This is a genomic window from Burkholderia sp. CCA53 (assembly GCF_001685525.1).
GTDB lineage: Bacteria > Pseudomonadota > Gammaproteobacteria > Burkholderiales > Burkholderiaceae > Burkholderia > Burkholderia multivorans.
In genome coordinates, this window is record NZ_BDDJ01000002.1 from 1,442,408 (window position 1) to 1,456,061 (window position 13,654).

Below are 13,654 nucleotides of genomic sequence, written 5' to 3' on the forward strand. Positions count from 1 at the left end.
CGCCGCCGGCATCAAAACCGACGGGCCGGTTGCCGCGATGCGGCAGCCGGCCCGTTTCGTCTGTGAGGCGTCCGGTGCGATCGGCGCCGTGCGTTATGCGTCGCTCGCCGGCTCGTTGTGCAGCACCAGCACCTGCGGGCTCGACAGCGTGATCTTCGCCGCACGCAGCTGCTTCAGGATCTCGAACAGCAGATCGCTCTTCGTCGAACCCGCGATGCGCGGGCTCGCCACGTAGCCCGTCACGCTCAGCGTAATGCCGTCTGGCGCGAGCTGGCTGAACGTGACCGACGGCGCCGGCTTCTCGAGAATCGCCGGGTGGGCGCGGTATGCCTCGAGCAGCAGGTCGCGCACCTGCTCCGGATCGGTGTTCAGCGGGAACGTCAGCATCAGCGTCGCGACGCCCTGCGTGCTGTTGCCCATCGTCACGTTGCGCACGTTCTGCGAGATCAGCTGCGAATTCGGCACGATCACGGTCGAGCGGTCGCTGAGCTGGATCTCGGTCGCGCGCACGTTGATGCGGCGGATGTCGCCTTCGACACCGGCGATGCTGACCATGTCGCCCACCTTCACCGGCCGCTCGGTCAGCAGGATCAGCCCCGACACGAAGTTCTTCACGATCTCCTGCAGGCCGAAGCCGATACCGACCGACAGCGCACTGACGATCCACGCGAGGTTGCTCCACTTCACGCCGAGCAGCCCGAGCGTCATCAGCACAAGCAGCACGTAGCCGACGTTCGCGAACAGCGTGACGAGCGACGCACGCATGCCGCTGTCCATGCCGAGTGCAGGCAGGAACTCGTTGTCGAGCCAGCGCCGCACCGAGCGCAGCAGATAGAAGCCGATCGCGAACCCGATCACCGCGTTCATGATGCGGTCCGGCATGATGTTCAGGCTCTGCAGCCGCTGGCCGCCGATCATCGCGATCGCGCTGTCGAGCAGATCGCTCGGCGTCGTGCCGAAGCCGCCCGTCAGCAGCGCGATCGCCGCGACGAGCATCAGCAGGCTCGTGCCGACGCCCGACACGACGGTGTGTGCCTGTTCGAGATGCCGGTCGTCGAGCGCGAACAGATGCTTGATCTGCTTGCCCGTCGACAGGTTCACCGAGAACAGGCTCTCGCTCGCGTCGCGCGTCAGCTGCGTGAGCACGTACACGCTGCAGAGCACGATCTCGAACCACACGAGCTCGTACGTGATGAAGCGCGCGACCGTGATGTAGCCGATTGCCAGCGCGATCAGCGACACGACGATCGCGAGCGTCACGCCCGCGTGGATCAGCCCGGCGAGCGTCGAGCGCTGCTCGGGCGATTCGCCGGCCGCCGCCAGCGCGCTGCGCACGCGGTTCGCGCGCAGCAGCGACGCGCCCACCGTCAGCGCGACGACCAGCGACACGAAGCCGCGGCCGAGCAGCGTGACCGACAGGCTCGTGTCCGCGATCCGGTCGATCGACTCGAGCGTGCCCGATATCAGCAGCAACGCGGCCAGCACGCCGGGGAACGGTCGCATCGCGAGCGCGACGGGATCGGCAAGCGCGGGCAGCCGCCACGACGGATGCTTCGTACACAGCAGCGCGCGACCGAGGCCCGCGATCAGCGCGCAGGTCGCGGCGAGTTTCACGAACTGGTCCCACAGATCGCTCATCGCCGGTGTCGGCGTGTAGTGGCGCGCGAGCGCGAGATAGAGGATCTGCACGGCGACCGCGGTCGCCACGAGCGTCGCGACCGCCGTCGACAGCGCGAGCGCGCTGCGGCGCAGCCGCGTCGGCGGCAGACGGTTCAGGCAGATCCACGCGAGCCCGTACTCGAGCAGCCGGCGTCCGCCCAGCCACGCCGCGAGCGCGGCGATCAACAGCAGCACGGTGGTCGCGCGCTGGCCGGGCGTCCAGGACGAGCCGAGCATGTCGCGCAGCTCGCGCTGGAAAGCGCCGAGCCGCTGGACGTCGTCCGGCGGCAGATGGAACAGCGGCAGCCAGAACTGCGCGCTGAAAATGCTGGCCGAACGGAACGCGAGCTGGTTTCTGAGCAGGCTGCGATGCAGCTTCGCGAACTGATCGGACAGGTTCGCGAGATTGGTCTTCTGATCGGCGGCCTGTTTCAGCGCTGCCTCGATCTGCGCCTTGCGCGCATTCAGCGTCGCGCGCTGCTGCGCGACGGCCGGCGTTTCCGGCGCAGCGCCCGGCGCGGGCGGCGGCCCGAGCACGTCGAGCTGCGCCTGCAACTGCACACGTTGCGGCGTGAGCTCGCCTTGCAGTTTCTCCACCGCGGCGCTCAGTTGCTGCGTCGCGTCTTCGAGCGCGTCGAGCTCCTTGCTGGTGGTCGACGTCGACGTCTTCTGCTTGATGCGGTCCTGTTCGGCCTGCATCTGCTTGAGCTGCGCGAGCGCGTCGCCGAGCGAAATCGTCGGAACGGGTGCGGCGCCGACGGCGCTCGCGCTCGGCGCCGAGGCGGCGGCCGGAAACGCCGACGCGGTCGCGACGACTGCGAACTGCAGCAGTGCGATCAGCGCAATCCGGCGGGCGAAATGAGAAAGTCGTTGTATGAACATGGATTGCTTACGATTTGCCGACACGCCTGTTTGCCGACAGGCATCGGGCGGCCGGCGGTTGGCCCGGTAGCATGTTACCGGGGCGCGACGGCGGCGGCGACGGCGTGTCGGCGCGCCGTCCGATGCGATGGCGCGCGCGGCGCGTAGGGCCGCGAGCGCCGCGTGTGCCCCGTGCGGCGGGGGCTGCGCGCACGGCGGCGGTGGCCCGCGGCGGCCGATGCGGCGGCCTTTGCCGCGCGCCGGCGGCCGACAGACGGTTACGAAATTTACATCTTTCCCGCCGCGCCAGCGCATCCGCGCCGCCGCCGCGCGCCGCCGCATGCCGTCGCGTGCGGCACGTAAGCGCGGCACGTGCCGGTACAATGCAGCGATTCGCGCGGCGCGGATGGCCGCGACAACAACAGACGACAAGACAGGAGACGCATCACGATGGCTTCAACGGACAGCATCCCGCAGGCGCCGGCCCGATCCCCGCTGATCGACGCCGGCACGATTTCGGCCCGCCTCGACCGGCTGCCGCCGACGCGCAGCGTGTGGAAGCTCGTCGTGCTGCTGAGCCTCGGCTTCTTCTTCGAACTCTACGATCTGCTGTACAGCGGCTACGTCGCGCCCGGTCTCGTGAAAAGCGGGATACTCAGCGCGACGACGCACGGGCTGTTCGGCACGACGGGCGTCGCGAGCTTCATCGCCGCGCTGTTTTCGGGGCTGTTCGTCGGCACGATCGCCTGCGGCTTTCTCGCCGATCGCTTCGGGCGCCGTGCGATCTTCACGTGGTCGCTGCTGTGGTACACGGCCGCGAACGTCGTGATGGCGTTTCAGGACACCGCGACGGGGCTGAATTTCTGGCGCTTCGTCGTCGGGCTCGGCCTCGGCGTCGAGATGGTGACGATCGGCACGTACATCTCCGAGCTCGTGCCGAAGCAGATTCGCGGCCGCGCGTTCGCGTGCGAGCAGGCGGTCGGTTTCGTCGCCGTGCCGGTGGTCGCGTTCCTCGCGTATCTGCTCGTGCCGCGCGCGCCGTTCGGCCTCGACGGCTGGCGCTGGGTCGTGCTGATCGGCGCGCACGGCGCGATCTTCGTCTGGTGGATTCGCCGCGAACTGCCGGAAAGCCCGCGCTGGCTCGCGCAGCAGGGCCGGCTCGACGAAGCCGATCGCGTGATGCGTGCGCTCGAAGCGAAGGTCGAGGCCGAATACGGGCGGCCGCTGCCGGCGCCCGCCCCGGCGGAGCCGGTTGCCGAACGCGGCAGCTTCCGCGACATGTGGGTGCCGCCGTATCGTAGCCGCACGATCATGATGACGATCTTCAACGTGTTCCAGACGGTCGGCTTCTACGGGTTCGCGAACTGGGTGCCGACGCTGCTGATCAAGCAGGGGATCACGATCACGTCGAGCCTGATGTATTCGAGCGTGATCGCGCTCGCCGCGCCGATCGGCCCGCTGATCGGGCTCGTGATCGCGGACCGCTTCGAGCGCAAGTCGGTGATCGTCGCGATGGCGGCGACGGTGCTCGTCTGCGGGCTGCTGTTCAGCCAGACGACGATCGGCGCGCTGCTGATCGTGCTCGGCATCGGCCTGACGCTCGCGAGCAACATCATGTCGTACAGCTTCCATGCGTATCAGGCCGAGCTGTTCCCGACGTCGATCCGTGCGCGCGCGGTCGGCTTCGTCTACTCGTGGAGCCGCTTCTCGGCGATTTTCTCGTCGTTCGTGATTGCCGCGGTGCTCAAGGGCTTCGGCACGGTCGGCGTGTTCGCGTTCATTGCGGGCGCGATGGCGATCGTGATGGCCGCGATCGGCATCATGGGGCCGCGCACGAAGGGCATCGCGCTCGAAGCGATCTCGCGATGAGACGGTGCGCGCGGCACGGTCACGCGTTGAAACAACCGTAACGAAACGCAAATCCGCGGCGAAACGGGCGCCGCGTCGCTGCCGATTTCGCCGTGCACGCGTAGAATCGTAGCCCTGACGACTCATTAGCTCACCATCGGACCGGGCGCGCGGCATCGGCGCACGGCTTCCGCCGCGAAGAGGCGTCGACATCGCGCGCATGGCGTTGCGCCGACCGTCTCGATGGCTTTTCGCGCAATGCGTGCCGCTCGCCCTGCGCGAGCGCCGGCCCGGCCGATGGTCAACGACCGCATGATGCTTTCCGACCTGACGCGGCGAGTTGCTCGACCGCGTCGCCGTACCCTCGCAGTGGCCGCCTGCATGTGGCTCGCTGCCGTCCCGTCCCTGTCCGTCGTCGCGCCGTCTGCCGCGTGGGCTGAGTCCGATACGCCGTCGTCCGCGACGGCGGGATCGTCGCCGGCCGCTTCGGCGGCGCCCGCGGCTTCGCGTCCCCATGCCGAAAGCGGAGCGTCCGGTGCGTCGGCCGCTTCGGCCGCGCCCGCAGCTTCGCGTCCGCATGCGGCAAGCGGTGCATCGGCGGCCGCGCCGGCGGCCACCGCGTCCACCGCGTCCACCGCGTCCACCGCGTCCACCGCGTCCGGCGCGTCCACCGCGTCCGGCGCATCCGGCGCGACACCCGCATCGGCCGCATCCGAAACGCCGGCCAGCGAGGCGGCACCGACGCCGCCGCGCCGGCATCCGCCGCTGTCCGCCCACGAAGCCGAAAGCGCGACGGCCCGCGCGCTCGACATGCGCAAGCGCTTCGCGCAGGAAGTCACGCGTCGCCTGAACGTGCCCGCGAACGAACAGCGCGCGTACGGCGAACGGCTTCAGCGCGCACTCGCCGCCGCCGATCTCGCGGATCTGGCCGGCGAATACGTGGTGATGGTCGATCGCGCGCCGAACGTGCAGGCGCTGTTCATCTACTTCCGCGCGACGCCCGCGAACGCGTGGCTGCTGATCGGCGCCGCGCCGGTCGCGACGGGGCTGCCGGGCCAGTACGATCACTTCCTGACGCCGCTCGGCGTGTTCCATCATTCACCGGACCACATGGACTTCCGCGCGGAAGGCACGACGAACGAGAACGGCATTCGCGGCTACGGCCACCGCGACATGCGCATCTTCGACTTCGGCTGGATCGACGGCGAGCGTGGCTGGGGCAAGGGCGGCAAGTCGGCGATGCGCTTTCAGATGCATGCGACCGATCCCGATCGGCTCGAGCCGCTGCTCGGCATCCGCCACTCGAAGGGCTGCGTGCGGATTCCCGCGTCGCTCAACACGTTCCTCGACCGGCACGGAATTCTCGACGACGACTATCAGGCGCGCGTCGAGGCCGGCAAGTCGCTGTGGGTGCTGCGCGGCGACCGCGCGATCTCGCCGATCGCCGGCCGCTATCTGGTCGTGATCGACAGCGCGCGCAAGACGCGCCCCGCGTGGTCGCCCCTGCCGGGCCGCGGCGCGTGGTCGAAGCTGCCGAAGGGCGGCGATACGGCGGACTGACGCGCTAGCGGAACAGTCGCAGCCAGTCGAACGGGCCCGGATGCACGCGCCGCTTCGGCGCGGATGCCGGCGCGGCGCGCGGGCGGAAATCGGGCGAGAGCTGCGCGTGCGGATCGATCGCGCGTGCACGCAGCGCGTCGACATAGAACGCACCGACGATCGGCAACGCGCTATGCGCGCCCGCACCCCAGTAGTCGCTGCGCAGCGTCACGCTGCCGTCGTCGAAGCCGACCCACGCACCCGCGACGAGCTGCGGATGCATCAGGATGAACCAGCCGTCGGCGTTGTCCTGCGTCGTGCCGGTCTTGCCGGCCACGTCGCCGCGAATTCCGTAACGCGTGCGGATGTCGGCGCCCGTGCCGCGGTCGACGACGTCGCGCATCACGTCGACGAGCGTGAGCGCCGCGTCGGCCGGCAGGGCGCGCTGCGGTGGCGCGTCGGCGAAGCGCGCGAGCACCTTGCCGTTGCGATCCTCGATCTGCGTGATCGCCTGCGGCGCGACATAGACGCCGCGGTTCGCGATCGTCGCGTACGCAGACACCATCTCCTTCAGCGTGACGGGGCTCGTGCCGAGCGCGAGCGACGGCACCGCCTCGAGCGGGCTGTCGCGCACGCCCATCGCGCGCGCGAGCCGCGCGACCTTCGCCGCGCCTTCGCGCTGCATCAGCTGTGCGGTGATCCGGTTGCGCGACAGCGCGAGCGCATCGCGCAGCGTCATGGGCGCGCCGGTCGGCGGCTCCGCGTCGGTGGGGCGCCACACAGTGCCATCGCCGAGCGCAATCGCGACGTCGCGATCGACGAACGTGTCGCTCGGCCGGGCGCCGTCCGCGAACGCGGCGCCGTAGACGAACGGCTTGAACGTCGAGCCCGGCTGGCGCCGCGCCTGCTCGACGTGGTCGAACGGCTCGTCGCCGAAATCGGGGCTGCCGACCCACGCGCGGATCGCGCCGTTGCGCGGATCGATCGCGACGAAGCCGGCCTGCACCTGTGTCTTGCGTTCGCACAGCGCGCGCACGAAGGCGCGGTTCGCGCCGAGCTGCGTCAGTGCCGCCGCATCGGTGAGCCCCGCGTCGCGCGCGTCGCGGTAATCGGGCGTCTGCCGGATGAAGCCGCGGAACAGCGCGTTGCGCAGCCCGCATCCCGACGGGCCGCGCCAGGCGGCGTCGGCGACGGCCTGCAAGCGGTCGGTCTGCTGCACGAGCGCGCGCGTGGCCATCTGCTGCAGACGCGCGTCGAGCGTCGTGCGGATCACGAGGCCGTCCGAGTACAGATCGTAGTCGTGGCTGTCGGCCCACGCGATCAGCCATTTGCGGACCTGCACCGCGAAATGCGGCGCGAGGCCCGGCTCGGCGGTCTGCCGCTCGAAGTCGACGCGCAGCGGCCGGCGCTGCAGCCGCGCGAGTTCGCTCGCCGACAGCATGCCGGCCTTCGCCATCTGCTCGAGCACGACGTTGCGACGCTGCAATGCGCGTTCGGGATTCTGCACCGGGTTGTAGTAGCTGTTGCCCTTCAGCATCCCGACGAGCGTCGCGCTTTCGACGACGTCGAGCTGGTCCGCGGATTTCCCGAAGTAGGTCCGTGCGGCCATCTCGACGCCGTACGCGTTGTAGAGGAACGGCACCGTGTTCAGATATGTCTCGAGAATCTCGGCCTTGCTGTACACCATCTCGATCTTGAACGCAGTGACGAGCTCTTTCAGCTTGCGCGTGAGCGTCGGCGCGCGGCCGACTTCGTCCGGATAGAGATTGCGCGCGAGCTGCTGTGTGATCGTCGAGCCGCCCTGGCGCTCGCCGCCGAACGTGTGCAACGCGGCCGCGAGCGTGCGGCGCCAGTCGATGCCGTGGTGCGCGTAGAAGCGGCGATCCTCGGTCGCGATCAACGCGTCGACCGTGTGCGGCGAAATCAGCTTCAACGGCACCCATTCGCGGTTGACCGGCCGGAACTCGGCGATCAGCTTGCCGTCGGCCGACAGCACGCGTGCGGGCCGCTCGATGCGTGCCTTGCGGATGTCGCCGATGCTCGGCGTGAACGGCACGAACGCGAGCAGCACCAGCACCGCGAGCGTCGGTATCGCGGCGAGCGTCAGCGCAATGCCGCGGCGCGTCGGATGGCGAAGCGCGTGTGCGGCGCCGCGCAGCGCTGCGCGCAGGCGGGCCGCGCAGCCGGCGGCGAACGGCGCGACGCGCGCGCGGCAGCGCGCCAGTGCGAGGCGAAGGAACGACACGAAGCGATTCACGGCGGAAGGGCGGAAAAAGCCGCGATGCTAGCAAACGCGCGCGCGGCGAATGCGGCGCAAACGGCGTTTCGCTTGCAGGATTTACAGACGATTACGTTTGTTGCGCGCCGACAACCTTTCCGCGGTGCCATGCACGTATCGGTGCGCGACCCGGCACGCGATTTACCGCGCGCGTCGGCGGCGCGCCGCGCCGGCGGCCTCGACGATCACCTCGGCGAGCCGCTGCGCCGCGGCTTCCATCCGGGCGCGGCCGAATCCGCCGAACCCGAGCACGAGGCCGGGCCGCGCGGTGCCCGGCGCGAACATCGGCGAAACCGCGCGCACAGCGATGCCGGCGTCGGCCGCGCGTGCGACGACGTCGAGATCGTCGATGCCGACGGCGAGCCACAGTACGACATGCATGCCCTGATCGCCGGGCTGCACCCAGGCGAGCGCGCGCGGCAGCCGTGCGCCGAGTGTGTCGATCAGCAGCGTGCGCTGTTCCGCATAGACGCCGCGCACGCGACGGATGTGCCGGTCGAGATGGCCTTCGGCGATGAACGCAGCGAGCACGTACTGATCGGCGGTCGGCGCATGACGATCCATCAGCACGCGTGCGCCGCAGAACGCGGGCACCAGATCGTCCGGCGCGATCACGTAGCCGAGCCGCAGCGATGGAAACAGCACCTTGCTGAACGTGCCGAGATAGACGACGCGCTCGGGGTCCAGCCCCTGCAGCGACGGAAACGGATGGCCTTCATAGCGCAGCTCGCTGTCGTAGTCGTCTTCGACGATCCACGCGCGATGCGCGCGCGCCCAGGCGAGCAGCGCATTGCGCCGCGCCATGCTCATCGGCATCCCGAGCGGATACTGGTGCGACGGCGTCACGAACGCGATGCGCGCATCGGGCGCTGCGCGCATGCCGGCGTCGACGTCGATGCCGTCCGCATCGACGGGCACGCGCACCATCGCGTCGCGGCGGCCCGTGCTGTCGAGCAGCGCCGTGATGCCGCGGTAAGCGGGATTCTCGACCCACGCGCGATCGTGTGCGCCGAGCAGGACCTGCGTCGCCAGATGGAGCCCCTGTTGCGTCCCGCTCGTGATCACGACCTGATCGGCTTCGCAGCGCACCGAGCGCGAGCGGCGCACGTAATCGGCGATCGCTGCGCGCAGCGGCAGCGCGCCTTGCGGATCGGCGTAGCCGGACGGCGCGCCCGCGCCGCGTGCGCGCAGCCGGTTGCCGAGGCGGCGCCATACGTCGTCGGGCGCGGTGAGGCCAGCCGGCACCGAGATCGCGAACGGCGCGGGCGGCAACGGCCGGAACTCCTGCGCGATGCGCGCGAACGTCGCGGCCGGCTCCGGCAGCCCCGTGCGAGTGCGCGGCCGGCGCACGGCCGAACGCGCGGGCGGCGGCGCGGCCAGCGCATGCGCGACGCGCGTGCCGGCGCCGGCGCGCGACTCGAGAAAGCCTTCGGCGACGAGCTGCGCATACGCGTCGACGACGGTGCCGCGCGCAACCTGCAGCGATGCCGCCAGCAGACGCGTGGACGGCAGCGTGTCACCGGGTCGGACATCGCCGCGACGCACGGCTTCGCGCAGCGCCTGCGCGAGCTGGCGGCTCAGGTCGCCGGTCGCGCGATCGAGCGCGCCGAGCGACGGGATGTCGACGATCCGCGCCGTTCTTGCCATGATTCTGGTCTACCAAAATTGTTCGAAACCGGCTCTACAGCATAAACCAGTTTGCAGCCACAATCGGCGCATTGCGCAAGCCGCGCGACGGGCGTGCCGTGAGCCGCATCCCGCCGGCCCGCGCGTCGTCCGAAGAATCCTGTCCGATCGTGGAGCCGCCGCATGTATGTCCCTGCCGATTTCGCCGAATCCCGCCCCGACTTGCTGCGCGAGCTGATCGTGCGCCATCCGTTCGGCAGCCTGATCACGCACGGGAAAGACGGGCTCGACGCGAACCACCTCCCGTTCGAATGGCTGCCCGGCGACGGCGGCCTCGGCGAGCTGCACGCGCATGTCGCGCGCGCGAATCCGGTGTGGCAGGCGGTCGCGAACGGCGACGACGTGCTCGTGATCTTCCACGCGGGCGACGCATACATCTCGCCGAACTGGTATCCGAGCAAGCATGCGACGCACCGCCAGGTGCCGACGTGGAACTACGTGGTCGTGCACGCGCACGGCCGCATTACGGTGCGCGACGACGAGAAGTTCGTGCGCGGTGTCGCCGCGCGGCTCACGCGCACGCACGAGGCATCGCAGCCGGTGCCGTGGAAGATGGGCGACGCGCCGTCCGACTATCTCGGGGCGATGCTGCAATCGATCGTCGGCCTGCAGATCGAGATCACGCGGCTCGTCGGCAAGCGCAAGCTCGGGCAGAACAAGGCGGCCGCCGATATTCGGGGCGCAGGCGAAGCGCTGGTCGCGAGCGGGAACGTCGCGATCGGCGGCGCGATGCTCGCGGCGGCCGACGCGAAACGCGAATGACGCGTTCGCCGATCACGGACGGGCATCGGCCGCAAGCGCTCATGCACGTGCTGGTGCACGCGGGCGCGGGCGACGCTACTGCGTGCGCGTCGCGTCCTTCGCACGTTCGCCGGCTTGCGCCAGCGCGGCCCGAATCGCGGCCTCCGTCTTGTCGTACGCGCCTTCGCCGTACCGCGTATAGACGATCTTGCCGTTCGCATCGATCAGATACAGCGCGGGCCAGTACTGGTTGCCGTACGCGCGCCACGTATCGTAACGGTTGTCCTGCGCGACCGGATAGCGGATGCCGAAGCGCGCAATCGCGTCGGCGACGTTTTTCGCGTCGCGTTCGAACGGATACTCGGGCGTATGCACGCCGACGACGACGAGCCCACGATCGCGGTATTTCCGGTACCAGTCGTTGACGTACGGAATCGTATGAATGCAGTTGATGCACGAGTACGTCCAGAAGTCGACGAGCACGACCTTGCCGCGTAACTGGTCGAGCGTGAGCGGCGCGCTGTTGTGCCAGCGGTCGATGCCGGCGAACTCGGGCGCGCGCGAGCCGGCGAACGAGGCCATCGTGCCCGCCTCGTCGCGTGTGCCGGCGAACGCGGCGAGGCCGGCCGTGGCGGCGAGGGCGATCACGAAGGCGGCGGTCCTGAATCGGGGCAGCATGGCGTTTCTCCGGTGCGGCCGGCTGCTGCGCGCGGGCGCCGGCCGGTCGGGTTGCGATAGCCGTCATTGGGCCGCTGCGACGTATCTGCGATGTGTCCGGCGAGCCACGCGTGTGCAATGTTGTGTGTCGCGACGGCGGCGCGATACAGTGCGATACAAACGCGCCGGTTCGCCGCGGTATAAAGGCGGACATCGCCCTGCCGCCCTTCACGAGTACGACACCGATCCATGGACAAGCCCGACCACGTGCTGATCGTCGACGACGATCGCGCCATTCGCGAACTGATCGCGGACTATCTCGAGAAGAACGGCATGCGCGTGTCGCTGGCCGCGAACGGGCGCGAGATGCGCAGCGTGCTCGACGACGGCGCGCCCGACCTGATCGTGCTCGACCTGATGCTGCCGGGCGAGGACGGCCTGGCGCTGTGCCGCGATCTGCGCGCCGGCAAATTCCGCACGGTGCCGGTGCTGATGCTGACCGCGCGCAGCGAGGAAACCGACCGGATCGTCGGCCTCGAAATGGGTGCGGACGACTATCTCGCGAAGCCGTTCGCGGTGCGCGAACTGCTCGCGCGGATCCGTTCGGTGCTGCGCCGCGCGCGGATGCTGCCGCCCGGCATGCAGGTGACGGAGACGGCCGGCATGCTCGCGTTCGGCGAATGGCGGCTCGACACGACAGGGCGCCATCTGCTCGATGCGGAAGGTACGCTCGTCGCGCTGAGCGGCGCCGAATACCGGTTGCTGCGCGTATTTCTCGATCATCCGCAGCGCGTGCTGACGCGCGATCAATTGCTGAATCTCACGCAGGGCCGCCAGTCGGATCCGTTCGACCGCTCGATCGACCTGCTCGTGAGCCGGCTGCGCCAGCGACTGCGCGACGGCGCGCGCGAGCCGCGCTACATCAAGACGCTGCGCAACGAAGGCTACGTGTTTTCGTCGGCCGTCACCGCGATCGAAGGCACATCGTGAACGCGCGCATCCCGTGGCGTTGGCCGCGCTCGCTGTTTGCGCGGCTCGCGCTGATTCTGTGCGTGGGGCTCGCGCTCGCGCAGACGCTGTCGTTCTGGCTCACCGTCACCGAACGCGATCAGGCGACGACCAACCTGATGATGGGCTACATCGAGCGCGAAGTCGCGAGCTCGGTCGCGCTGCTCGATCATCTGCCGCCCGACGAGCGCGCCGCGTGGCTGCCGCGTCTCGCGCGACGCAGCTATACGTTCATCCTCGGGCCCGGCGAAACCGGTACGCCGCCGGAGGCGCGGCTGTCGGCGCGCGTCGAGCGGTCGATCTCGGACGGCATCGGCGGCCGGTATCCGCTGACCGCGAACGCGATTCCCGGCGATCGCGAACATCTGCAAGTGCATCTGCGGCTGAGCGACGGCTCGCCGCTCACGATCGACATTCATCCGATGTCGACGGTGCCGCTGTCCGACTGGCTGCCGGCCGTGCTCGCGCTGCAGCTCGCGGTGCTGGCCGCGTGCTGCTGGCTCGCGGTGCGGCTCGCGACGCGGCCGCTCAAGCAGCTCGCACTCGCCGCCGACGCGCTCGGCCCCGACCTGAAGGGCGAGCGGCTCAGCGAGGACGGACCGTCCGAAGTCGCACGCGCGGCGCGCGCATTCAACGCGATGCAGGATCGCATCGCGCAGTACATGACCGAACGGATGCAGATCCTCGCATCGATCTCGCACGATCTGCAGACGCCGATCACGCGGATGCGACTGCGCGTCGACGTGATGGACGACGATGCGCAAGGCGCGAAGCTGCGGCAAGACCTGATCGAGATGGAGCATCTGGTGAAGGAGGGCGTCGCGTATGCGCGTACGCTGCACGGCTCCGACGAGGCGGCGCGCCGCATCGATCTCGATGCGCTGCTCGACAGCATCGTCTGCGATTACGTCGATGCGGGGCAGGACGTCGCGCTGCACAGCCGCGCGCCGCTTGCGCTCGTCACGCGGCCGAAGGCGCTGCGCCGGATCGTCGGCAATCTCGTCGACAACGCGCTGAAGTTCGCGGGTGCAGCCGAGATCGACGTGCAGCCGGCGCCGGACGGCGGCGCGGTGATCGTCGTGCGCGACCGCGGGCCCGGCATTCCGGACGATCAGCTCGACGCGGTGTTCGAACCGTTCCGCCGTGTGGAGACGTCGCGCAATCGCGAGACGGGCGGCACGGGCCTCGGCCTCGCGATCGCGCGCCAGCTCGCGCTCGCGATGGGCGGCACGCTGACGCTGAGCAATCGGCAGGATGGCGGTGGCGGACTCGATGCGCGGCTGACGCTCGTGAATGCGGCGGCGTAGCGAACGCATGGCGTGTGGCCGGTCGCTTTAGCGTTCCGGCGCGGCGCGGCCGCGTCGCGCGTGCGGGAAC

The 13,654-nt window shown here is 69.7% G+C and carries 8 protein-coding genes and 1 pseudogene; 5 read left to right on the top strand and 4 right to left on the bottom strand.

Annotation, left to right across the window (positions count from 1 at the left end):
* Positions 1–93 precede the first annotated feature (93 nt).
* Positions 94–2,541, bottom strand: a complete 2,448-nt coding sequence (locus BCR55_RS22745) for a DUF3772 domain-containing protein (RefSeq protein WP_006405934.1) — start codon at positions 2,539–2,541, stop codon at positions 94–96.
* 429 nt (positions 2,542–2,970) lie between these two features.
* Here BCR55_RS22745 and BCR55_RS22750 point away from each other — a divergent pair, with 429 nt between their 5' ends.
* The gene (locus BCR55_RS22750) at positions 2,971–4,389 is read left to right on the top strand and encodes an MFS transporter (protein WP_006405936.1); all 1,419 of its coding nucleotides are present in this window, start codon (positions 2,971–2,973) and stop codon (positions 4,387–4,389) included.
* Between the two features lie 199 nt (positions 4,390–4,588).
* A pseudogene (locus BCR55_RS33970) lies at positions 4,589–5,928 on the top strand (hypothetical protein).
* Positions 5,929–5,932: 4 nt separating this feature from the next.
* Here the strand turns inward: BCR55_RS33970 and BCR55_RS22760 are convergent.
* Positions 5,933–8,164, bottom strand: a complete 2,232-nt coding sequence (locus BCR55_RS22760; protein ID WP_065496029.1) for a penicillin-binding protein 1A — start codon at positions 8,162–8,164, stop codon at positions 5,933–5,935.
* A gap of 162 nt (positions 8,165–8,326) precedes the next feature.
* Positions 8,327–9,832 (bottom strand): PLP-dependent aminotransferase family protein, encoded by a 1,506-nt coding sequence (locus tag BCR55_RS22765; RefSeq protein WP_065496030.1) that lies wholly within the window; start codon positions 9,830–9,832, stop codon positions 8,327–8,329.
* 162 nt (positions 9,833–9,994) lie between these two features.
* Here BCR55_RS22765 and BCR55_RS22770 point away from each other — a divergent pair, with 162 nt between their 5' ends.
* Positions 9,995–10,633, top strand: a complete 639-nt coding sequence (locus BCR55_RS22770; protein WP_065496031.1) for an FMN-binding negative transcriptional regulator — start codon at positions 9,995–9,997, stop codon at positions 10,631–10,633.
* Positions 10,634–10,708: 75 nt separating this feature from the next.
* Here BCR55_RS22770 and BCR55_RS22775 read toward each other — a convergent pair whose 3' ends face one another.
* Positions 10,709–11,290, bottom strand: a complete 582-nt coding sequence (locus BCR55_RS22775) for a thioredoxin family protein (protein WP_006410104.1) — start codon at positions 11,288–11,290, stop codon at positions 10,709–10,711.
* A 228-nt stretch (positions 11,291–11,518) separates the two neighbouring features.
* Here BCR55_RS22775 and BCR55_RS22780 point away from each other — a divergent pair, with 228 nt between their 5' ends.
* Entirely contained in the window at positions 11,519–12,259 is a 741-nt protein-coding gene (locus tag BCR55_RS22780) for a response regulator (RefSeq protein WP_006396259.1), read from the top strand.
* On the top strand, positions 12,256–13,584 hold the full coding sequence (locus BCR55_RS22785) for an ATP-binding protein (protein ID WP_065496033.1): 1,329 nt from the start codon (positions 12,256–12,258) through the stop codon (positions 13,582–13,584). The genes BCR55_RS22780 and BCR55_RS22785 overlap by 4 nt, the downstream gene beginning before the upstream one ends.
* The last annotated feature ends 70 nt before the right edge of the window (positions 13,585–13,654 follow it).